This window comes from Pseudomonas kitaguniensis, from assembly GCF_049199985.1.
GTDB classification, from domain to species: Bacteria; Pseudomonadota; Gammaproteobacteria; order Pseudomonadales; family Pseudomonadaceae; genus Aquipseudomonas; species Aquipseudomonas kitaguniensis.
Genome location: NZ_JBLZPT010000002.1, coordinates 278,426 through 299,870, shown reverse-complemented (window position 1 = coordinate 299,870; position 21,445 = coordinate 278,426). Strand labels below are relative to the sequence as shown.

Genomic DNA, 21,445 nt, shown 5'->3' with positions numbered 1-21,445 from the left:
AAACCACGGGAGCGTGTAAACGCATAACCGGCCAGCGTGTTAATTAGCCGGTAGTTAAGCCGCAGGGCCAACGTTTACGCGTGTTTTAAAGTGTGTAGGAAGGAGGTCTTGATCGCCATGTATTCAGGCGTGGGATGTCCCTGAAATCTATGTCTTTAGGCGTTTTTTTTAACGGCTGATAAATATGACCGCTGCCAGGCCATACGCATGAAAGTTTGAATATAAAAGGCAGGTCAACGATCGCTTAGTGTTGCTGATGCAAAATCAGCCGCAGGGTAATGAGGCATACGCGAGCACGTTCTGCCTCATTGTCAGGTGTAAACGAAACGGGCTTTATTTCAGTGAACGCGGCGATCAGGTTGCGCTGAGGCCGTCATCAGTGAAGGAGTGCCGGGTGCCGCGTGCATCCAGCGAATCAGTGAATGCCGACCACTGATGCCCATTTTTATCACCGCGCGCTTGAGGTAACTCTCGACGGTATTGACCTTCAGCGAAAGCGCTTCAGCCAGCTCGGGTGCAGTGCGCCCCGACAGAAGGCCTGTGCAGATTTGTTTTTCACGCGTGGACAGGTGCAGGCCCGATTGCGCCAGGCGGTCTTCAAAGCGTTGCCTGAGGGTATGGATGTCCCGGTTTTCCGGGACAAGCAGGTCAGGCGGAAGATTTTTATTGATCCGCGTCTGTGGACTTATCGCATTAATGTGTTTCTCTACCAACGGCAGCAGCAGGGACGAGAAATCCTTAAGCATTAGCTGCTCTTGTGCGGAGAAATCGTTCGCCTGTTGTTCGCGATAAACCGAAATAATGTAGCAGTATTCGTCTTTACGCGAGGTCAGGTGCAACTGGGAATTGAACTCTACCGGGCGACGGTCAGGCACATCGGACGAGAAGTCGGTGAGGCGGCGATGAATGGCGCGCTCATCAGCGTCAACGAGCAATGGCGGAGTTTTCATGAAGTTGGACCCGATCAATGAATCCATGCAGGCCGGACTTACCCACTCAACACTGGCATCGTTCGCCCCCTCGGATGAGAGCGCGCTGCTCTTTACCCGAAGTTGAGTAATGTGCGTAGCGTCCACGGGCAATTTGGTCAGTATTAAATCGTGCAACAGTCGCGAGAAGTTACGTTTGCCTGTATTGGCGATGACCTTACCGATACGCGGGAACAACGTTTGTGAGTTCATCATTTTCACCGGATGTTTCAGGGTTGAAAGGGGGAACGGTTAGGTGAGTTTGATTGGCACGAGCCACAGATCAGTGCGAACGACTAGTTAAAAATAAGTTGTACGTTTTTCACGGCCAGCAGTTTTTCGGTGCCCATGTAAATCGACAACAGGCCAATCGCAAGCAGAAAAATACCCGGTGCCTTGGCCATGATTTTTTGCACGTCGTTATAGGGCAGCAGTTGTCGGGAGACCGCACCGTAGGCCAGTAATATTGAGGCGTCGATGACGCCCCAGATCACTGCCAGTATCAGGCCCTGCTGGAGGAAGCTACCGCCGGGTTCGATGAAGCCGGGCAGGAAAGCCAGGAAAAACAGAATGTCTTTGGGGTTCGACAAACCGACTTTAAGGGCTCGCCAGAAAAAGTGCCGTTGACTGTATTGAATGCTTGCAGGTCCGTCGGCCTTACGCAGCAGGGCGGTTATGCCCAACCAGGCCAAGTAAAGGCCGCCGACCAATTGGCCCCAATCAAGCAGAACCGGGCTGACGTCCAGCGCGGTGTAGATGAGTGTCAGGGTCATCAGCAGCAATAATTGGGCGGACACCACACCCCCAGTGATAGTGGCTGCAGGCCAGGCATGCTTGGCGTCGGAGATGACCAATGCCACCACCGGACCAGGAGAGGCAATCAGGAAAAATACGGCGAGGGCAAAGGTCAGGTGCAACGAGTTCATCGGCTGGTTACCAGATCAAGTACGCGTTGGTTTTTTCCGAATTTTTGCGCGTAGTGGCGGTAGCCGGTCACAGCGAAGGTGCGCTGCATCCAGCGATCATTGCCATCCAGATTGGCCGAAAAGGCACTGCGTGCATGGGCGGTTTTACGGTTGTCGATAATCAGCAAGTCGCCGGCCTTCATGTGCACGGGCTCCGCCACTTGCCAGGCGGCCTTGCGCAACACCTCCAACTTCATTTGCGCGGATTTGCTCCGCGCGACCATGAACTGAGGGTCGAAGCGAAAGAACGGAGCGTCAGGATCACCGTAGAGAACGGTTTGTTTTTGGTTGATGTCAATGCGACAGTTTTTTTCTGTGATGCAATAGTCCGAAAGGAAATTGTATTTTTCTTCGAGGAAATAGCGGATGTCGTCAGGCGTAAGGTGGTCGCGAATACGGTCGATGGAACTGATAAAGGTTGCTGCCTCGGCAGCCGGATCCTGGCGCAGGCACAAGAGCACCAGATAATCAGGTGAAACAGTATGAAATGCGTTTTCGGTGTGCAACTCCAGCTCACAGTCATAGCTGTCTGAGTTAGTGTCTTTGGAGTGTTTTTTTTGCGGAAAAAAGTTGTTGATAATGTCGCCGTTCGACTCTTGTATATAGCCGATCGGATCACCCAGTACAGCCGTTGCTTTAAGAATTGTATGTTCGCTTATTGTGCAATTCTTTTGCAGCGTGGCACGGTCCATGGGCGTGGGCGGAATATCACCAATGGGTAAGTTTTCGAGGTGCAGGTAACCTTTTTTATTACCAAATAACCGAAAATTTAAGAGGGCCGACTGAAGGGTTTCGTCGAGTTTTGTGTGAGTGATGCTGCGGGACAGAATATGATCGAAATCGGGCATTTTAAGGAGTCTGCTATGTGTTAACTAGAGTAAGGGCTGCAGAGGAATAAGCGTCCGATACACAAATTAAGTAGTCGAAATAGGGCTGATCCGCTTTCCGATTTTTATAAGTCTTATTTATGCCGCTAAGTATTTGGCAAATTCGCTGCCTTTAAAAGCAGAAAAAAAGGATGGGTAAGGATGAGTATGAGTCATGATGCTCTAGATCACACGCCACGCCGCCTGCCGCCGCTGTATGCACTGCGTGCTTTTGAGCTGGCGGCACGTTTCAGTTCATTCACATTGGCTGCTGATCATCTTTTTATTACTCAAAGTGCCGTCAGCCGCCACGTGAAAACCCTTGAAGAGCATTTTGGCTGCGCGCTGTTCGAACGCAGAGGGCCAAGAATCTATTTGACCCAGGCCGGAAAGTTGTTGGCGCAGGAACTCAAGATTGGTTTTCGATTGATTGAACAAGCCTGCACGACTATCAGCCGCAAGGAGAAAATACTGCGCGTCAAAGCGCCCTCTACCTTGACCATGCGCTGGTTGTTACAGGTACTTGATACGTTCAACACGTTGGACACTGAAGAGCAGGTTCAGTTGTCCAGCGAATGGATGGACGTAGACTTTGTCAACTTCGATATTGAACCGTTCGATTGCGCTGTGCTGTTAGGCAATGGGCGATTTTCCAGCGACCTTGAGTCGATTAAACTGTTTGATGAGTGGCTGATCCCTGTTTGTTCACCCGGCTTGCTCGAACAGCGTAACTTGAGTGCGCACGATGTGTTCTCCGCCGGGTTGATCCACCCGTCCCGAGACCGGCGTGACTGGCAGTGTTGGTTGGAACGCGTGGGCATGATCGCCGCCGTTTCGTGGCAGAAAGGCAAGATTTTCGACACGTTGGAGCTGGGCATATCAGCCGCCATTCAAGGCCGTGGCGTGTCCATGGGCGACCTGACGCTGGTGGGTGATGAACTGGTGAAGGGCGCGTTGGTGCTGCCCTTTAACAAAGCCGTCAGCACCGGCGACAGCTATTACCTGGTGTGGCCGAAGCGCAGCAACAGCAATGCGACACTGGCCAACTTCAGGCGTTACTTGCTGGAGAGCGTGCCGGTGATCAATCAGCGGGGTCTGGAGTTCTTGAGTTGAACCGCCTCAAAATACCCTGAAAAACTGCTGGCAGAGGGCGAAAAATCCATGAAACGCGTGGTTTATAACCGCCGTTGAGAGGCTGCACCGCAGCACCATTCCTCAGCTAAGTCTTTGCATACTCACGATAATCCCGGACAATCGCGCCCCTGTTACGGTCGGGGCGCTGCCTGTCAGGTTTTTCTGACTCGTCCCGGCTGTGGAAATGCGGAGATCCGACCGGATGAATGATCATGCCAATAGCGTCGACGAACGCTATGCAACGACACCTGCAACCCTCACACGCTGGAGCCGCCAGGACACCACCTGGATGCTCGGCTTGTTCGGCACCGCCATTGGCGCCGGCACTTTGTTTTTACCCATCAACGCGGGCCTGGGAGGCTTCTGGCCGCTGGTGATCCTGGCGCTGCTGGCATTCCCGATGACCTTCTTTGCCCACCGCGGGCTGACCCGTTTCGTATTGTCCGGCCGTGAAGGCTCCGACATTACCGACGTGGTCGAAGAACACTTCGGGCTCACGGCCGGTGCACTGATCACCTTGCTGTACTTTTTCGCGATCTTCCCGATCCTGCTGATCTACAGCGTGGCGCTGACCAACACCGTCGGCAGCTTCATGGAACACCAACTGCACATCATGCCGCCGCCTCGCGCGATCCTGGCGTTTGTGCTGATCCTCGGCCTGCTGGCCGTGGTGCGCTGCGGTGAGCAAGTGATCGTCAAGGCCATGAGCCTGATGGTGTATCCGTTTATCGTCGCGTTGCTGTTTTTGGCGGTTTACCTGATCCCGCACTGGAACGGCGGCATTCTCAGCACCGCAAGTGAAGTGCCGGCGCCCTCAGCGTTGCTCAGCACGCTGTGGCTGGCGATTCCAGTGATGGTGTTCTCGTTCAACCACTCGCCGATCATTTCCGCGTTTGCGGTGGACCAGAAGCGCCAGTACGGCGCGCATGCCGATGAACGCAGTTCGCAGATTCTGTCGCGTGCGCACTTGCTGATGGTGGTGATGGTGTTGTTCTTCGTGTTCAGCTGCGTGCTGACCCTGTCGCCGGCACAGTTGGCTGAAGCGAAAGCGCAGAACCTGTCGATCCTGTCGTACCTGGCCAACCATTTTGATAACCCGACCATTGCGTTTGCCGCGCCGTTGATTGCGTTTGTGGCGATTGCCAAGTCGTTCCTGGGCCATTACATCGGCGCCAGTGAAGGTCTTAAAGGGTTGGTGTTGAAGACGGGTCGGCGTCCGGCCGCCAAGGTGCTGGACCGCATGACGGCTGCGTTTATGCTGGTGGTGTGCTGGGCTGTGGCGACGTTGAACCCGAGCATTCTGGGGATGATCGAAACCATGGGCGGTCCGATTATCGCGTCGATTTTGTTTTTGATGCCGATGTACGCGATCCGCAAGGTGCCGGCGATGGCCAAGTACCGTGGGCAGGCGTCGAACGTGTTCGTGACGGCGGTGGGGTTGGTGGCGATTACTGCACTGGTGTATTCGTTTATTGCTTGAGCCAACGTGAGAGGGGGCTTGCTCCCGATAGCGGTGAATCAGTCACTGAAGCTATTGACTGACCCACTGCAATCGGGAGCAAGCCCCCTCTCATTTGTTACATCAACACAGCTTAGGCTTGAATCACCGGAATGTTGGCGCTTGCTGCGATTTTACGGAACTCGGCGATCTGGTCGAAGTTCAGGTAGCGATAGACGTCACTGGCCATAGTGTCCAGTTTCGCTGCGTAACCCATGTACTCTTCGACGGTCGGCAGGCGACCCAGCGTGGAGGCGACCGCCGCCAGCTCAGCCGAAGCCAGGTAGACGTTCGCGCCATCACCCAGACGGTTCGGGAAGTTACGCGTCGACGTCGACACCACGGTCGAGTTCGGCTCTACGCGTGCCTGGTTACCCATGCACAGCGAGCAGCCCGGCATTTCCATACGCGCGCCAGCCTTGCCGTAGATGCCGTAGTAGCCTTCTTCGGTCAGTTGGTGAGCGTCCATCTTGGTCGGCGGCGACAGCCACAGACGCGTTGGCAGCTTGCCCTTGACCTGCTCCAGCAACTTGCCGGCAGCGCGGAAGTGGCCGATGTTGGTCATGCACGAGCCGATGAACACTTCGTCAATCTTCTCGCCGGCAACGCTGGACAACAGACGGGCATCGTCCGGGTCGTTCGGTGCGCAAAGGATTGGCTCGTTGATTTCGGCCAGGTCGATCTCGATGATTTCGGCGTATTCCGCGTCGGCATCGGCTTCCATAAGCTCCGGGTTGGCAACCCAGGCTTCCATCGCTTGGGCTCGACGTTCCAGGGTGCGAGCATCGCCGTAGCCTTCGCCGATCATCCAGCGCAGCAGGGTGATGTTGGAGTTCAGGTACTCGGTGACGGAGGCTTTCGACAGCTTGATGGTGCAACCGGCAGCCGAACGTTCGGCCGAGGCGTCGGACAGCTCAAACGCTTGTTCCAGCGTCAGGTCGTTCAGGCCTTCGATTTCAAGGATGCGGCCGGAGAAGGCGTTCTTCTTGCCCTTTTTCTCCACGGTCAGCAGGCCAGCCTGAATCGCGTAGTAAGGGATGGCGTGCACCAGGTCACGCAGGGTGATGCCAGGTTGCATTTTGCCTTTGAAGCGCACCAGGATCGATTCCGGCATGTCCAGTGGCATGACGCCGGTGGCTGCGGCGAACGCGACCAGACCGGAACCGGCCGGGAACGAGATGCCCATCGGGAAACGGGTGTGCGAGTCACCACCGGTGCCGACGGTGTCCGGCAGCAGCATGCGGTTCAACCAGCTGTGGATGATGCCGTCGCCCGGACGCAGCGATACGCCGCCACGGGTCATGATGAAGTCAGGCAGCGTGTGGTGGGTGGTCACGTCGATCGGCTTTGGATAGGCCGCGGTGTGGCAGAAAGACTGCATCACCAGGTCGGTCGAGAAGCCCAGGCACGCCAGGTCTTTCAATTCATCACGGGTCATCGGACCGGTGGTGTCCTGCGAGCCCACGGTGGTCATTTTCGGTTCGCAGTAGGTGCCAGGACGAACGCCTTTGCCTTCTTCGAGGCCACACGCACGGCCGACCATTTTCTGCGCCAGGGTAAAGCCCCTGTCGCTTTCAGCCGGCGCTTCCGGCAGTTTGAACAGGGTCGAAGGTGGCAGGCCCAGCTCTGTACGCGCTTTTTCAGTCAGGCCACGGCCGATGATCAGCGGGATACGGCCGCCGGCGCGGACTTCGTCCAACAGCACCGGGGTCTTCATTTCGAAGGTGGTCAGCACTTCATCGGTGCCGTGCTTGCAGACTTTGCCAGCATGCGGGTACAGGTCGATCACGTCGCCCATGTTCATGTTGGTGACGTCGAATTCGATTGGCAGTGCGCCAGCATCTTCCATGGTGTTGTAGAAGATTGGAGCGATCTTGCTGCCGAAGCAGAAGCCACCGGCGCGCTTGTTCGGCACGTAAGGCACGTCGTCGCCGAAGAACCACAGCACCGAGTTGGTTGCCGACTTGCGCGACGAACCGGTACCGACCACGTCGCCGACGTAGGCAATCGGGAAACCCTGGCCGCGCATCTCTTCGATCTGCGTCATCGGGCCGGTTTTGCCTTGCTCGTCCGGCACGATGCCTTCGCGAGCCATTTTCAGCATGGCCAGGGCGTGCAGCGGGATGTCCGGGCGGGACCAGGCATCAGGCGCAGGGGAGAGGTCGTCGGTGTTGGTTTCGCCGGTGACCTTGAACACGCGCAGGCTGATCTTGTCGGCCAGGGTTGGGCGGTTCTTGAACCACTCGCCGTCAGCCCAGGACTGGATCACGGCTTTGGCGTGCGGGTTGCCGTTCTTGGCTTTCTCAGCCACGTCGTGGAACGCATCGAACATCAGCAGGGTGTGCTTGAGTTGGGCGGCAGCGACAGGCGCAAGCGTAGCGTCGTCCAGCAGCTCGACCAACGTGACGATGTTGTAGCCGCCTTGCATGGTGCCGAGCAGTTCAACAGCGCGTTTTTTGTCGATCAGGGGGGAAGTGGCTTCGCCCTTGGCCAGGGCAGACAGGAAACCGGCCTTAACGTAGGCAGCTTCGTCAACGCCTGGTGGAATGCGGTTGGTGATCAGGTCAACGAGGAATTCTTCTTCGCCAGCCGGGGGATTTTTCAGCAGCTCGACCAGGCCTGCGGTTTGTTCGGCGTTAAGCGGCTGGGGAACGATACCCAGTGCTGCACGCTCTTCGATATGTTTGCGGTAGGCTTCAAGCACAGTTATTACCCTCATCAGTGGTCCCACGGGACGCTCATCCAGAAATGATCGGCACGCGTGCGCTCGGGGGCTTTTTGGGCCGCAAAGCCAGCGCTGCCGGCATTTCTCACAGAAGCTGCTTTCAAAGTTTTACGCCTGCAGAACGGTGCTGATGAGGGTTGGCGCGGGTTTGACCTACCGGGTCATGCCCGCGCCAACACCGTTCTGAAGGAACGACTGTGCTCGTGACGCTTTGAAAACAGCTTCCAGCGGATTATTGGCGCCTTACAAGGCCGGATGATTCTACGGCAAAAAAAATTTAAAGGTAAGTTGCCTAACCAAGTTTGCTGGGTGATCAACCTTAGACAAAGGGCTAACATGGCGCACTGTTTCGCTGATTTGCGTGTCATTGCCCATGCCCAACCACACCATCAAAACCCCCTGCGTCGGCCTGTGCTCCACGGTTTACGGCGATCTTGTGTGCCGCGGCTGCAAGCGGTTCCACCACGAGGTCATCCAGTGGAATGGTTATAACGAAGAGGAAAAACGCGCGGTCTGGCTCCGGCTTGAGCAGCTGTTGGTGCAGGTGATGGCCGGTAAACTGGAGGTCTTCGACCCCAAAACCCTGCGCGGGCAACTGGAGCAACGCAAGATCCGCTTCGTGCCGCACCAGTCCGAGTACTGCTGGGCGTACCAATTGATCGCGCGCGGCGCGCGGGTGATCTCCAACCTGGAAGCCTACGGCATGGTGCTGCTGCCGGAGTTTCGCGACTGGGCATTGCCGGAACTGCGCGACGCCATCGACCGGGAGTTTTTCATCCTGTCCGAAGCGCACTATCAACGCTACATCGCCCCCGGTTTCCTCAGGGATGCGTTTGCCGACTGACCCACCGCCATCGGGAGCAAGCCCCCTCCCACAGTGATCTCCAGTGTTTGGGAGGGCAGGGTTTTGTGACTGGGCATTGCCGCCCCTGAATCGAGCCGGGTTTCCTCAGGGATGCGTTTGCCGATTGACCCACCGCCATCGGGAGCAAGCCCCCTCCCACAGTGACCTCCAATGTTTGGGAGAGCAGGGTTTTGTGCTGGACATTGCCGCCCCTGAATCGAGCCGGGTTTGCTGAGGGATGCGTTTGCTAGCTGACAACACAGAAAAAAACTGTGGGAGCAAGCCCCTTGCCACAGTGACCTCCAATGTTTGGGAGGGCAGGGTTTTGAGACTGGACATTGCCGTCGCTGAATCGAGGCGGGTTTCCTGAGGGATGCTTTTGCCGCTTGGCAACACAGATAAAAACTGTGGGAGCAAGCCCCCTCTCACAGTGATCTCCAGTGTTTGCGAGGGCGGGGTTTGCTGGCTGACAGCACTTTTTTGATGGTGTGAAACCCTTGAGTCAGGCCTTGGTGGCCAGCTCTTCAAGGTGATCCATCAAGGCTTGTGGCTTGAGCACCAGCACGTCGCTTGCCACCGCGTCGAGTATCACTTCCGCCGTGTTACCGATCAGTGCCCCCGAAAGCCCGGTGCGGGCCACGGTGCCGATGATGGTCAGCGCCGCCTGCCACTGATGCGCCGCATGCGGGATCAGCACGTCTGCCGGGCCTTCTTCGATGTGCAGGTGCGCGTCATCCACGTCGAACTCAGCCTGAAAAGCCTTGCACTGCTCGCGATAGCGCGCCTCGATGGTTTCCTTGAGCTGAAACGTCGGGTCCGCTGCCGACAGCATCGGCGACGGGTGCGCACTGATCACGTGCAGTTGCGCCTTGGCCAGGCGCGCAATATCAAAGCCGTGGTCGATGATGGTGTTGTGCAGCGCCTGGTGTTCGCTGTCGCTGTTGCCCACATCAATCGCCGCCAGCACCACTTTGCCGGCCCAAGGCGTCGAGGTTTTCACCAGCAGCACCGGAGTAGGGCAGTAGCGCAGCAGTTTCCAGTCCGCCGGCGTCAACAAGGCCTTTTTCAACGGGCTGTCGGCGACGTGCTGTTTGATCACCAGGCCACAGCCTTCGGCTTGCTGCACGTCGATGATGGTTTCATGCAGGCTGTCATTCCACGCCTGCTCGGTGGTCACGCTGTAGCCCGCTTCGTGCAAGCCGGACTTGAGCTGGCTCAACAAAGCCGAATGCTCGTGTTGCTTGTCGCAGACCAACAAATGCAGGTGCGCGCCGGTGACCCCGGCGATCAGCTTGGCGCGCTTCAGGGCCAGGCTTTCAGGATGCTCGGGCTCGATGACCACCAGGATGCTGCGGATAGCTTGCATGGACTGATCTCCAGAGACGCAAAAGAAGGTGCCTGCAATCACTATAGTTGCTGCCCGCCAGACGGCATGTTGATACACATCACAGTCGGTGGCTGGTGGTCTGCGGCGCGGTCGGTATAATCGGCGACCTTTTGTGACCCTCTTGCCCGTGAGCCCGATGAACCTGCCCGAAATCCACGACTTCCTCGGCTGCCGCACGCCCGACGCCTGGGTACAGGCTGCGTTGGCCGATCAGCCGACCTTGCTGATCGACCACAAGAACTGCGAATTCAAGGCCGCCAGCACCGCACTGAGCCTGATCGCCAAGTACCACGCGCACGTCGACCTGATCAGTATGATGTCGCGCCTGGCCCGCGAAGAGCTGGTGCACCACGAGCAAGTCATGCGCCTGATCAAAAAGCGCAAAGTCGAATTGCGCCAACTGCATGCGGGCCGTTATGCCTCGGGTTTGCGCAAAGTGGTGCGCAGCCACGAGCCGGTCAAGCTGGTGGACACGCTGGTGGTTGGCGCGTTTATCGAAGCGCGTAGTTGCGAGCGTTTCGAAGCACTGGTGCCGCATTTGGACGAAGAACTCGGCAAGTTCTATTTCGGATTGCTGAAAAGCGAAGCGCGGCACTTTCAGGGTTACTTGAAACTGGCGTACCAGTACGGTGACGCTAAAGACATCGCCCAGGTGATCGAGCGGGTCAGGGCGGCCGAGCAGGAACTGATCGAGTCACCCGACACCGAGTTCCGTTTTCACAGTGGCGTGCCAGCCTGACGCCACGGCCAGCCCGAGCAGCACGGTGATTGCGCTCAACAGCAAGATCACCGTTTGCGTGCCCAGCGGCGCCGCCAGCAGCGCAATCATCAAGCCAGCCAATGGCTGAGCCAGATTGTTGAGCAAGGTGATCACGCCCACGGTCTTGCCAAAATCCTGCCGCGGAATCACCCGCTGACGGGTACTGCGCAGGTACACGTTAAACATCTTGTCGAAGCCGCTGACCAGCAGGAAACCCACGGTGTAAGCCCATAAGTGGGTGCTGACGGCCATGATCAACGCGCCTGCGCCGATCAGCGAATACGCGAGCCCGCCCATGACCTTCAACGGTAACGTGGCGCGTGCCAGGTAAAACAGAATGGCGATGGTGACCAGCGCGCCCGCCGCCTGCAGCAGCGCGTAAGCATCGTTGCCCGCTGCAAAGTGGCCGGTGACCATCGCGGCAGAAGTGGCCAGCGTCACGCCGATGATCAGGTTCACACCCAACGCCAGCGTGATGATGCGCTTCAACTCGACCACGTTGCGGATATGCGTGAACGCAATGCGCAGCGGTTGCAGCCAGATACCCTGATGCTGCTCGAATGTGTGCAGGTTCACCGTGCTGTTGCGCTGCCAAACCCGCATCGCCAGGTCCGCCAGCACAAACAGCCCGGCAACCCCCAGCACCACCCAGTGCCACGCCCAGACTTGCAGCATCAGCGCTGCCAGCAGCGGCCCCAGCACCAGCCCGCTCTGGTCGGCAATTTGTGAGTAGGACAGCGTCTTGGCGTAGGTGTAATGCTTGAAAATATGCGGCATCAGCACTTCGCGGGCCATGATGCCCTGCGTGGTCAACACGCCGCACAGCGCCGACAGCGCGACCAACCAAAACAGACCGTCGAACAGCGCGTACAGGGCCACCGCCAGGCCACACGCCAGCGCCCGGTAGCGCTGGCTGATCTGCAGAATGCGTACCGGCGAAAACGTGTCGCACAAGGCTCCGCACACCGGGAATGCCAGGTAACGCGGCAGCGATTCGACAAAAAACGCCAGCCCGGCCCACGACACACTTTGGGTGGTCTGAAACACCACCAGTGGCACGATGAACAGCAGAATTTGATCCGCCAGCCGCGACAGGAACAGCGAAACAAAGAACGCCAGGTAATCCTTGCGCATACAACTCCCTGTGAATGGCGTTAAAGATCGCGGGCAACCGCGTGTGCCGCATAGCTTGCCACCTGGAATGCGCGCACTTCAATCTGCTCACCTACGCTGAAGTGAGGTGGCGTGGCGGTTTTGTGCGCTAAACGCCCTTGAAGCGAATTTCCCGGTAGCGCGGCACTGCCAGGTGCCAGGCAATGTTGCCGCGCCATTGGTTATGCAGGGCGTGCGCGCACGTCACCACGGCGTGCACTGCTTGCTCGTCATAGCCCAACTCGGCCAGGCGATGGGGCAATTGTGCCTGCGCAGCCGAAAATGCATGGGCCCATTGATCAATGCGCCGCGATACTTCGCGAGCAGCCTCATGCGCAGATAAACCCTGGGTGTGCCGCAAATGAGTCAACACGTTATAGGTATCCTCATCGGGATTTTCCATGATCCGAAACGAGAGTAAATCATTCACCGCTTTGAACAGGTTGAGTGCCAAGAGGCGCAGCTCCTGCCAGGGTTGGCTGTAGTAGAGGGAGGACGGCAGGTAAATGTTCTGCGCCCAATAAGTGAATTCCAGGCAAAGCTGAAACCCGCCTGCGTTGCGCCAAAGACTATCGTAGCCTTCTACGCCGGGTTGAGTGTGATGCGTTCGGTGCATCAAAGCGGTGGCGCAGGGTTCGAGATAATTTGCATATTGCTGGGCTGCTCGAGCTTTCCAGAGTGGCGGCGCGAGGCGTGCCGCACGCCGAATAATATCGGTAAGCCCAGCGGCCAGCGGACCCTGCGCAGTGGCGGAGCCTGCGAATGCACTGCTATAGACGCCGCGAAGCAAATGCTCCAACGCTTGCGGGTCGGTGCAGTCCTCGTCCGCGCTGTCATCCTGGCAACTGAACCAGCCTAAAAGGTCGGACAGAATCAGCAATAGCGCCAGCGGCGCATCGGGCCACATGTACGCGGCATACAGGCCGGGCACGTAAATGTCCTGCTGATGCGTGTCATGTGATGTTTTTTCCAGGCCCATGCTCTTGAGCCATTGACGTGTGTGAAGTTGCACTTCGTCGGCAAAGGGGCTGAGCGGGTAATCCGCTTCAGCCAGCCAGCCTGGCAGGTCAAACGCGCTATCGGACAGAGGCTGCGAGTCGCCCAGCCGAGGCTGAGGTGCCCACCCCTTGATGCCCGTCAACCCGGCGCGCAATACCAGTGTGCGCAACCAGACGGTGAACGTCAGCGGCGCGTTGTGCAGTTCTTGCTGTAGCTGCACGGCGTCCACCCAGCGCCAGGCTTTGGCTTCTTCTGGGTTGGCAATGGGGTTGGTGGCGCAGCGGCCTACAAATACATGATCGTATTCATACTCCGTCATGGTGGGTGAAACCTGTTCCTGGTAGACCAGCGTGGAGTGTTGCTCAAGCTCACAGGTCAGGCCCATCTCTTCGAACAGCCGGCGCCGCGCCGCGTCGGCGGTTTTCTCGCCCTGGCGCGGGTGCCCGCAGCATGCATTGCTCCACAATCCCGCGGAGTGATACTTAGTGTCTGCGCGTTGTTGCAGAAGCAGCCTGGCGTGCTCATCAAATATGAATATTGAGAATGCACGGTGCAGCAGGCCTTCATCATGCACCTGCTGTTTTCCAGCGAAGCCTGTGGGTTGGTCATTCAGGTCAACCAGAATCAGCACGTCTTCCATATCAGCCTCCCGGGCTATTTATGTCGGACGGTAATGCGGTCCATTTCAAGGGCAGGGCGTCGCCTCGAGATTAGAGCGTATAGGAATTAACGAGGGAGCCATTGCGCAAAGGTTATATTTTTTCGCTATACGGCTATGATAAAAACCCATGAAAATAAGTCTCTGATTGTTCGCCGATCGACTAGATTGAAGTGGTTAAGGTAAAGGGGTGTCCGCTGCAGTTCCGGTCTTTTACTTCTAGTTAATCCATGTGCCTTTAAGGCGGGGTACATACGCTTGCCTGACGGGCCCGCTAGAGGCTGACGCAATGATCGGTCCACACGTGTTATCAAGGCAAAAAAACTATAAGGCGGCGCAAGCGCAATGGCGTGAGGCGTTCGACTACCAAGCGCAAGTGTCTGGCAAAGAAGTGCGTACGGCTATCGGGTGTGCGCTTGCAGCTGTTTACAAACTCCCGGCCGATCAGACGCGTTTATTCTGCGAAGCCGTAGAACTTATCAATACCGCCTCGTTGATACATGACGATGTGCTCGACGGCGATCTTGTGCGCCGTGGGCTTCCTTCGGTATGGGCCAAATATGGCGTTGAAATTGCTCTGAATTCGGGTATGTACGGCTACATCGCCAGCCTGCAACGTCTGGCAGAGCTGTCCAATGTGAATATTCTGCGGGCCTGCCTTACGAGTCTTGAATACCTGCACGTCGGGCAGCACTTGGATCTGAAATTCAGCAACGGCAGTGTTCTGCCGACAATGGCCGAATACACGTTGATTGCTCAGGCCAATACCAGTGGTTTTTTTGTTTTGTTGCTGGAAGTCTGTCAGTGCCTGAGCCCAGTGGATGACGACAGTTACCTGGCGCTCAAGCACCTGCTGCTGGAACTAGGTGTGTATTATCGCTATGTCAACGATTACTGTGATGTTAACCATATTCCGCACTTCGAAAAAAAAGGATTTGCCCCGGACCTTGAGGGCGGGCCAAAGTCTATTTTAATGATTCTTGCCGGTCAGCCATTAGTTAAAGGTAAAAAAACCGACCTGCAAAAACAACAGGTGATAAAAGCCTATGGTCGTGCGGGTGTATTTGATGCCGCGCTGGCGTTAATAGTGGGCACTTACGCTACGCTCGATGAGCGCTTGCAAGCTATCCGGCATAACCACCCCGAGCACGACATCGCTGCGTTGGTGGAAGTGCTGAGTGAACTCCAGTTTCAGCCTGGCCCTGCCGATAATTACTATCTGCAGTGCCTGGCCTGAGGTCGAAAGTTACCACGCCATCGTGCGGCCGCAGCGATCGGTTCTCACGGAGCCATCGCGCTCAAGATCGCATGCGCCACCTTCACCCGTTCGGCATTCGGGTAGTTTTTGTTCGCCAAAATCACCACGCCCATGTCTTTGCTCGGCACGTAGGCCACATAGGCGCCAAAACCGCTGGTTGATCCTGTTTTGTTATACAAAACGTCAGCCGGTTGCGGCTGGGCGGGCGTCAGCCAGGTAACGGTGTGCGGCTGCATCGCCATTGCGGTGGAATTGCCGTCGATCAAAGCCTGCAAGGTGATCGGATAAGGGTAACGCTCCCAACCCAACCCCTGAGTCATGCCATTCACGCTGTAGTAGCCGGCGTGTGTGGTGGCGACGGCTTGTTGCAGGGGCTTTTCCAGGGTTTCGGGGTGCATGTTAGTGATCACATAGCGGGCCAGGTCCTGCGTGCTGGTCTTGATGCCGTACGCTTCGCTGTCCAATGCGCCAGGGCTTACGCGCACTGGCTTCTGCTGGCTGTCGTAGCCCTGAGCATAGTGGCCGGCCTTGTTCGCGGGCACGCTGAGGTAGGTGTTACTTAAACCGAGCTTCGGCAGCAGGGTCTGCTCCATCAGCACATTGAAGGGCTGGCCGAGGCTCTGCGCCGCCAGGTAGCCAAACAAGCCAATGCTTGGGTTGGAATAAAGACGCTGAGTGCCGGGCGCGTACGCAGGTTTCCAGTGCTGGTAGTAGGTGAGCATGGTCGCCGCGCTGTCGGCGGTAGCGGGAAACTGCAACGGCAGGCCGCCTGGCGTGTAGGTCGCCAATTGCAGCAGGCTGATGCTGTCAAAAGCACTGCCGGCCAACGCGGGCAGGTGCTGGCTGGCTTTGTCCGAGAGCGTGAGCTTGCCGATGGCTTGCGCGTAACCACCCAGGGTTGCGGTGAAGGTTTTACTCAGCGAACCGACTTCAAACAGCGTGTCTTCGGTAACCGGTTGCTGCGTTTCCCTGGAGGCCACGCCGTAGTTAAAGTATTGCACCTTGCCTTGGTTCAACACAGCGACCGAAAGGCCGGCGATGCCCTGTTGGCGCATCAACGGTTCAACGCGGCTGCCCACCACCTGGCGCATGTCGGTGGCGGCCGCACAATAGCCGCAGCCCAACAGTAAGGCTGAAATAAGGGTTTTTTGATAGGTATGTTTCATGCTGGTTGGTTTCCATGTGAGTCATCCCGACGATCAAAGCCTGCGCAGGCGGGGCAAATCTAGGTGGATTTTGTGCGTGCGGCAAACGATCATATCTCGCACCAGCCATTAGAAAAATTAGGGGTAGCGCATGCTGCGCTCACATCTGCCACTCAACGCCTTGCGTGCATTCGAGGCATCGGCCCGGCACTTGAGTTTTACCCGCGCGGCCATCGAGTTGTGCGTCACCCAGGCGGCCGTCAGTCATCAGGTCAAAAGCCTTGAGGCGCAACTCAATGTCACCTTGTTCAAACGCCTGCCGCGCGGTTTGATGCTGACCCGCGAAGGTGAAACATTGCTGCCGGTGCTGCGCGAATCATTTGACCGCATTGCGCATACCTTGGGCCAATTCGAGGGCGGGCATTATCGCGAAGTGCTCACGGTGGGCGCTGTCGGCACCTTCGCCGTCGGCTGGCTGTTGCCACGCCTGCCGGACTTCCAGCGGCGCTACCCGTTTATCGATCTGCGCTTGTCCACCCACAACAACCGCGTTGACGTTGCCGCCGAAGGCCTGGATTACGCGATCCGCTTTGGCGCTGGCGCGTGGCACGGCACCGAAGCCTGCCAATTGCTTGAGGCGCCGCTCACCGTGCTGTGCGTGCCCGCGCTTGCCGAGCAACTGCACACGCCGGCCGACCTGTTGAAACACACCTTGCTGCGTTCCTATCGCGCCGATGAATGGACCCTGTGGTTTCAGGCCGCCGGGTTGCCCGCCGACACCTTGATACCGCGCAACATCGTCTTCGACTCGTCGCTCTCGATGATGGAGGCCGCGTTGCAAGGCGTCGGCGTGGCACTGGCACCGGCGATGATGTTTTCGCGGCAACTGGCGACGGATGTGATTCGCCAGCCGTTCGCGGTGGGTATTACGACCGGCAGTTACTGGCTGACGCGCCTGCAGTCACGGGTCGAAACCTCAGCGATGCTGGCGTTCAAGGGCTGGTTGCAAGAAGTGTCCTGTCATTTTTCAGAAACAAAATGAAACATTTTCCCGGCGCAAAGGTTCTACCGTTTCTCCCGTATTGAGTGTGTTCATGAAAATCCCGCGCCCCTCCGACCGCATTCCCCACCTCACGCAATTGCGCAATTTGAAGATGGCGCGCTCCGCCCACGCCTATGTCCGCGGCAGCACCGTGCAGTTTTACGAATGGCTGCACAGCCAATCGGGTCGGCGCCTGCCGCATGGCCCGGCGATCTGGATCTGCGGCGATTGCCACGCGGGCAACCTTGGCCCCACCGGCGACAACAATGGCCGCATCGACATGCATATCCGCGACCTCGACCAAACGGTGATCGGTAACCCGGCGCATGACCTGGTGCGCCTGGCCTTGTCGTTGGCGACCGCCGCGCGCGGTTCGGATTTGCCCGGTGTGACCACCGCGCGGATGCTTGAAGAAATGATGCTGGGCTATGCACAGGCCTTCAAGGACAAACCCGACGAAGCACCGCCGCGCCCGTCGCAGGTCAAGGCGGGCATGCGCAGTGCGGTAGAGCGCACCTGGAAAAACCTCGCCCGCGAGCGTATCGAAAGTGCCCGGCCGACGATTCCGTTGGGCAAGCACTTTTGGTCGTTGTCGCGCGCAGAAAAGAGCGCCCTTGCAACGCTGTGCGCCTCTGAAGACCTGCACCAGCTGGTGACCTCACTCAAAGGCCGCCCCAAAGACGCCAAAGTCGAATTGCTCGACTCGGCTTATTGGGTCAAGGGCTGCAGTTCCCTCGGCCTGTTGCGTTACGCGGCGTTGCTGGGCGTGGGCGACAAGGATGATCAGGAATATTGCCTGATCGATATCAAGGAAGCGGTGGGCGCCGCCGCACCGCGTTCGGCGCGCGCAAAGATGCCGCGCGACAACGCTCGGCGCGTCGTCGAAGGTGCCCGCCAGCTGTCCCCGGGCTTGGGTGAGCGCATGTTGGCGACACGTTTTCTCGATCACGGTTTTTTCATCCGCGAACTGCTGCCCCAGGACATGAAGCTGGAGCTGGATGAATTAAGCGAGATCGACGCGATGCACGCGGCCGGTTACCTGGCACGCGTGGTCGGCATCGCCCACGCCCGGCAGATGGACCGGGCAACCCGCAAGGCGTGGATGGGCGTGCTCCAGGAGAACCGCTCCAGGCAACTGGACGCGCCTTCCTGGTTATGGACCAGCGTGGTGCAATTGGTCGGCAGCCACGAGCAGGGCTACCTCAACCATTGCCGCCGGTACGCACTGGAACACTGAGCCTCAGTTGATCAGGGCTCAACGTGTGCCTAGGCCAGGTATTTGTGGAACCAGCCCAACGTGCGCTCCCACGCCAGATTCGCCGCCGCTTCGTCATAACGCGGCGTCGAGTCATTGTGAAAACCGTGGTTGGCGCCCTTGTAGATAAATGCTTCATACGTAGTCCCAGCCGCTTTCAACGCCTTCTCATACGGCGGCCACCCTTCATTGATGCGCGTGTCCAGCTCGCCGAAGTGCAACATGATCGGCGCCTTGATGCGCGGCACGTCTTTGGCTTCAGGCTGACGACCATAGAACGACACCGCCGCCGCCAATTCCGGGTAAGCCACTGCCGCCGCATTGGTGACACCGCCGCCGTAGCAGAAGCCGGTGATGCCGACTTTGCCGGTGCTGCTGTCGTGGTGCATCAGCCATTCGATGGCCGCAAAGAAGTCGTTCATGAGTTTTGTGGGGTCGACTTTCTGTTGCAACTCAACGCCTTTTTCATCGTTGCCGGGGTAGCCGCCGACGGACGTGAGGCCATCCGGCGCCAGGGCGATAAACCCGGCTTTCGCCAGGCGCCGGGCGACGTCTTCGATGTACGGGTTGAGGCCACGGTTCTCGTGGACCACCACCACCGCCGGCAATTTACCGGCAGCCTTGGCCGGGCGCACCAGGTAGCCGCGCACGCTGCCATTGCCCTTCGGCGAAGGGTAGGTGATGTAGTCGGCGACGATGTCGGGGTCGGTGAATTTAACCTGTTCGGCCAGCGCGTAATTGGGGCTCAGTGCCGCCAGCAGCGCCGAGGCGGTGAGGCCACCGAAGGTAAACAGCGCGGCGCGGTCGAGAAATTCGCGACGATTGATCTTGCCATGGGCGTAGCCGTCGTAGAGTTCGAGCAGTTCGGGGGCAAAGTCTTTCGCGGTGAGACGAGTCATCGGTGCAATCCTCGATTAGCGGTGACAGTTAATGTAGACCAGTATCAGCCCTCGCGGCCATGCGCAGCGGCGGCCAATTGCGCGGTGTCGACGCGCACGAATACCGAATCGCCAATCGCGGTGAGCACGTCACCCGCATACACCTCGCAGACCACCCGACTTTTACGTCCTACCTCGCCCTCGACGCGCGCGCGCAGCCTCAGCGTTATGCCCATGGGCGCAGGTTTGATGAATTTGATAGCGAGGTTGCCGGTGACGCAGTCGATGCGCGGCAAACTCCCGGGTTCGCGAAGCTCGGCCCGGTAGTGGTAGGCCATGGCGGTCCAGTTCGAATGACAATCCACCAGCATCGCGATCAGCCCACCATAGACCAGTTCGGGCCAGCCGCTGTATTTTGCCTCGGGTTGATGCTCGGCAATCACATGGACGGCATCGGTGTCCCAACGACTTTTGAGGTGCAGGCCATGCGGGTTGTTGCCGCCGCAGCCGTAACAGATGCCTTCGGGCGCAGCGGTGTCCTGCAGAGACAGGGTATGCATGCAAAATCCTTTTTGTTCGGGGGCGACTACGCTGTTTGGCAGCGCTCTATTTAGCAGAGCATACGCCTGAGGCGAATAAAATCATGACGCGTCGAATGCCCTTCGTCGTTCTGCTGGCAGTGGCCTGCGGTGGGTTGCCCCGCGCCGAGGCTGTCGAGTACAAAGACGTCAACCGCGCGGCAAGCCAGATCAGCTTTACCTTTCAACAATTCGGGCAACGGGTTTACGGCACCTTCAGCGACTTTGAAGGCACCCTGACCTTCGACACGCAAAAGCCCGAGGCGGCGCATGCGTTGCTCAAGATCCAACTCACCAGCATCGATGCTGGCAGCCCGGACGCTAATACCCAGTTGCAACAGCCTGGCTGGTTCGACACCGCGGCCTATCCCGTCGGCGTGTATGAGTCCAGCAGTGCGTTAGCGCTGGGCGACAACCGCTACCAGATCATCGGCAACCTGACGATCAAGGGCATTACGCGGCCGGTGAATATTGCGGTGGTGCTCAAGGAGCAAAGCGGCATCGGTGTGTTCGACGGTGAATTCGTGCTCAAGCGCGACGCGTTCAAAATCGGCGAGGGCGAGTGGGCGGGCAACAGCGTGGTGTCCAACGACATCAATATCAAATTCAAGATGGTCGCGCCGCAACGCTAGCGGGCAAAGCCGAGTATGACGCCAGGCTGACTCGGTGCCCGCCGCTGGCGGCGCGCCTGTCGGGATCAGTACTTGTAAGCCTGACGCCCGATCAGCAGCCACTTGCCTTTTTGCTTCTGCCAGACCTGAAAGTTATCAATGTCGGTGGGCACTTCGACGCCGCTGTTCACCGCCAGGGCGTGAAAGTGGTTGCGCACCAGGGCGGTGTCGCCACTCAGGGTGATGGTCTGGTTCTGCATTTCGAGGGTTTTGAAGGCGCTGGTGTGGGTTTCGAGGTCGGCGATAAATTGCGCCTTGTTCTGCACTTTGCCGCTGGAGTGGCCGTAGGTCAGCGAGTCGGCGGTCAAGGCATGCAGTTGCTTAAGGTCCAGGTGCAGCATGGCTTGGGTCAGGTGGTCGACTGCTTGAGCCACATCCTTTTCAGCAGCGGCAGGCGCAGCGGCGACATAGCCTGAGAACAGGCAGAGAAAGCCGATCAATACTTTGACGTTTGGCATGGGTGTTTCCTTATTGTTGTTAGGGCGGAGGCGACGATTTGAGTCGTCGTACAACCATGCAATATTTACCGTGAGGAAAGAAAGTTAAATTTTGAAATATCTGGAAATGCATGGAGCGAATGTGGGAGGGGGGGGGGGGAAGAAAAAAAAAAAAAAAAAAAAAATAATAAAAAAAAAAAAAAAAAAAAAAAAAAAAAAAAAACG

Annotated in this window: 19 protein-coding genes; 8 read left to right on the top strand and 11 right to left on the bottom strand. The window is 57.8% G+C overall.

Going from position 1 to position 21,445, the window contains the following annotated elements; translation table 11 throughout:
• Positions 1-338: 338 nt before the first annotated feature.
• From ACOZK9_RS05290 to ACOZK9_RS05280, 3 genes are all read right to left on the bottom strand, one after another.
• Complete coding sequence (locus ACOZK9_RS05290; protein ID WP_235592369.1) at positions 339-1,181, bottom strand: helix-turn-helix transcriptional regulator; 843 nt, start codon at positions 1,179-1,181, stop codon at positions 339-341.
• An 83-nt stretch (positions 1,182-1,264) separates the two neighbouring features.
• On the bottom strand, positions 1,265-1,894 hold the full coding sequence (locus ACOZK9_RS05285; protein WP_058411214.1) for a LysE family translocator: 630 nt from the start codon (positions 1,892-1,894) through the stop codon (positions 1,265-1,267).
• On the bottom strand, positions 1,891-2,781 hold the full coding sequence (locus ACOZK9_RS05280) for a TauD/TfdA family dioxygenase (protein ID WP_058411213.1): 891 nt from the start codon (positions 2,779-2,781) through the stop codon (positions 1,891-1,893). The genes ACOZK9_RS05285 and ACOZK9_RS05280 overlap by 4 nt, the downstream gene beginning before the upstream one ends.
• A 180-nt stretch (positions 2,782-2,961) precedes the next feature.
• Here ACOZK9_RS05280 and ACOZK9_RS05275 point away from each other — a divergent pair, with 180 nt between their 5' ends.
• Together ACOZK9_RS05275 and ACOZK9_RS05270 are read left to right on the top strand one after the other, a co-directional pair.
• On the top strand, positions 2,962-3,912 hold the full coding sequence (locus ACOZK9_RS05275) for a LysR substrate-binding domain-containing protein (protein ID WP_259642699.1): 951 nt from the start codon (positions 2,962-2,964) through the stop codon (positions 3,910-3,912).
• A gap of 223 nt (positions 3,913-4,135) precedes the next feature.
• Complete coding sequence (locus ACOZK9_RS05270) at positions 4,136-5,413, top strand: serine/threonine transporter (RefSeq protein ID WP_058411211.1); 1,278 nt, start codon at positions 4,136-4,138, stop codon at positions 5,411-5,413.
• Between the two features lie 112 nt (positions 5,414-5,525).
• Here the strand turns inward: ACOZK9_RS05270 and acnB are convergent, their stop codons facing one another.
• Positions 5,526-8,135, bottom strand: a complete 2,610-nt coding sequence (acnB, locus tag ACOZK9_RS05265) for a bifunctional aconitate hydratase 2/2-methylisocitrate dehydratase (RefSeq protein ID WP_421555411.1) — start codon at positions 8,133-8,135, stop codon at positions 5,526-5,528.
• A 394-nt stretch (positions 8,136-8,529) separates the two neighbouring features.
• On the opposite strand from acnB, the gene ACOZK9_RS05260 reads away from it, so the two are divergent.
• On the top strand, positions 8,530-9,000 hold the full coding sequence (locus ACOZK9_RS05260; protein WP_058411209.1) for a DUF1289 domain-containing protein: 471 nt from the start codon (positions 8,530-8,532) through the stop codon (positions 8,998-9,000).
• 502 nt (positions 9,001-9,502) lie between these two features.
• Here ACOZK9_RS05260 and ACOZK9_RS05255 read toward each other — a convergent pair.
• Entirely contained in the window at positions 9,503-10,366 is an 864-nt protein-coding gene (locus ACOZK9_RS05255) for a universal stress protein (protein WP_058411208.1), read from the bottom strand.
• Positions 10,367-10,523: 157 nt separating this feature from the next.
• On the opposite strand from ACOZK9_RS05255, the gene ACOZK9_RS05250 reads away from it, so the two are divergent.
• A complete protein-coding gene (locus ACOZK9_RS05250) occupies positions 10,524-11,126 on the top strand; it encodes a MiaE family protein (protein ID WP_099236368.1) in 603 nt (200 codons plus the stop codon).
• Here the strand turns inward: ACOZK9_RS05250 and ACOZK9_RS05245 are convergent.
• Positions 11,082-12,281, bottom strand: a complete 1,200-nt coding sequence (locus ACOZK9_RS05245; RefSeq protein ID WP_421555400.1) for an MFS transporter — start codon at positions 12,279-12,281, stop codon at positions 11,082-11,084. The genes ACOZK9_RS05250 and ACOZK9_RS05245 overlap by 45 nt on opposite strands.
• 127 nt (positions 12,282-12,408) lie before the next feature.
• Complete coding sequence (idi, locus tag ACOZK9_RS05240; RefSeq protein ID WP_421555399.1) at positions 12,409-13,938, bottom strand: isopentenyl-diphosphate Delta-isomerase; 1,530 nt, start codon at positions 13,936-13,938, stop codon at positions 12,409-12,411.
• Between the two features lie 307 nt (positions 13,939-14,245).
• Here idi and ACOZK9_RS05235 point away from each other — a divergent pair, with 307 nt between their 5' ends.
• Positions 14,246-15,193, top strand: a complete 948-nt coding sequence (locus tag ACOZK9_RS05235) for a polyprenyl synthetase family protein (protein WP_421555398.1) — start codon at positions 14,246-14,248, stop codon at positions 15,191-15,193.
• Between the two features lie 44 nt (positions 15,194-15,237).
• Here the strand turns inward: ACOZK9_RS05235 and ampC are convergent, their stop codons facing one another.
• Positions 15,238-16,380: a class C beta-lactamase gene (gene ampC / locus ACOZK9_RS05230; RefSeq protein WP_421555397.1), complete on the bottom strand. Its 1,143-nt coding sequence runs from the start codon at positions 16,378-16,380 to the stop codon at positions 15,238-15,240.
• Between the two features lie 130 nt (positions 16,381-16,510).
• Between ampC and ACOZK9_RS05225 the strand changes: the two genes are divergently transcribed.
• On the top strand, positions 16,511-17,401 hold the full coding sequence (locus ACOZK9_RS05225; protein WP_152751093.1) for a LysR family transcriptional regulator: 891 nt from the start codon (positions 16,511-16,513) through the stop codon (positions 17,399-17,401).
• A 52-nt stretch (positions 17,402-17,453) separates the two neighbouring features.
• Complete coding sequence (locus ACOZK9_RS05220; RefSeq protein ID WP_058411202.1) at positions 17,454-18,638, top strand: DUF2252 domain-containing protein; 1,185 nt, start codon at positions 17,454-17,456, stop codon at positions 18,636-18,638.
• Between the two features lie 29 nt (positions 18,639-18,667).
• Here the strand turns inward: ACOZK9_RS05220 and yghX are convergent, their stop codons facing one another.
• Positions 18,668-19,555 carry a YghX family hydrolase gene (gene yghX / locus ACOZK9_RS05215; RefSeq protein WP_152751091.1) on the bottom strand — a complete coding sequence of 296 codons (888 nt, stop codon included), beginning with the start codon at positions 19,553-19,555 and terminating at the stop codon, positions 18,668-18,670.
• Positions 19,556-19,599: 44 nt separating this feature from the next.
• Positions 19,600-20,094: a PaaI family thioesterase gene (locus tag ACOZK9_RS05210; RefSeq protein WP_152751089.1), complete on the bottom strand. Its 495-nt coding sequence runs from the start codon at positions 20,092-20,094 to the stop codon at positions 19,600-19,602.
• A gap of 95 nt (positions 20,095-20,189) precedes the next feature.
• On the opposite strand from ACOZK9_RS05210, the gene ACOZK9_RS05205 reads away from it, so the two are divergent.
• Positions 20,190-20,744 carry a YceI family protein gene (locus tag ACOZK9_RS05205; protein WP_421555396.1) on the top strand — a complete coding sequence of 185 codons (555 nt, stop codon included), beginning with the start codon at positions 20,190-20,192 and terminating at the stop codon, positions 20,742-20,744.
• A 65-nt stretch (positions 20,745-20,809) separates the two neighbouring features.
• Here ACOZK9_RS05205 and ACOZK9_RS05200 read toward each other — a convergent pair whose 3' ends face one another.
• Positions 20,810-21,241: a nuclear transport factor 2 family protein gene (locus ACOZK9_RS05200; RefSeq protein ID WP_058411198.1), complete on the bottom strand. Its 432-nt coding sequence runs from the start codon at positions 21,239-21,241 to the stop codon at positions 20,810-20,812.
• Positions 21,242-21,445 lie beyond the last annotated feature (204 nt).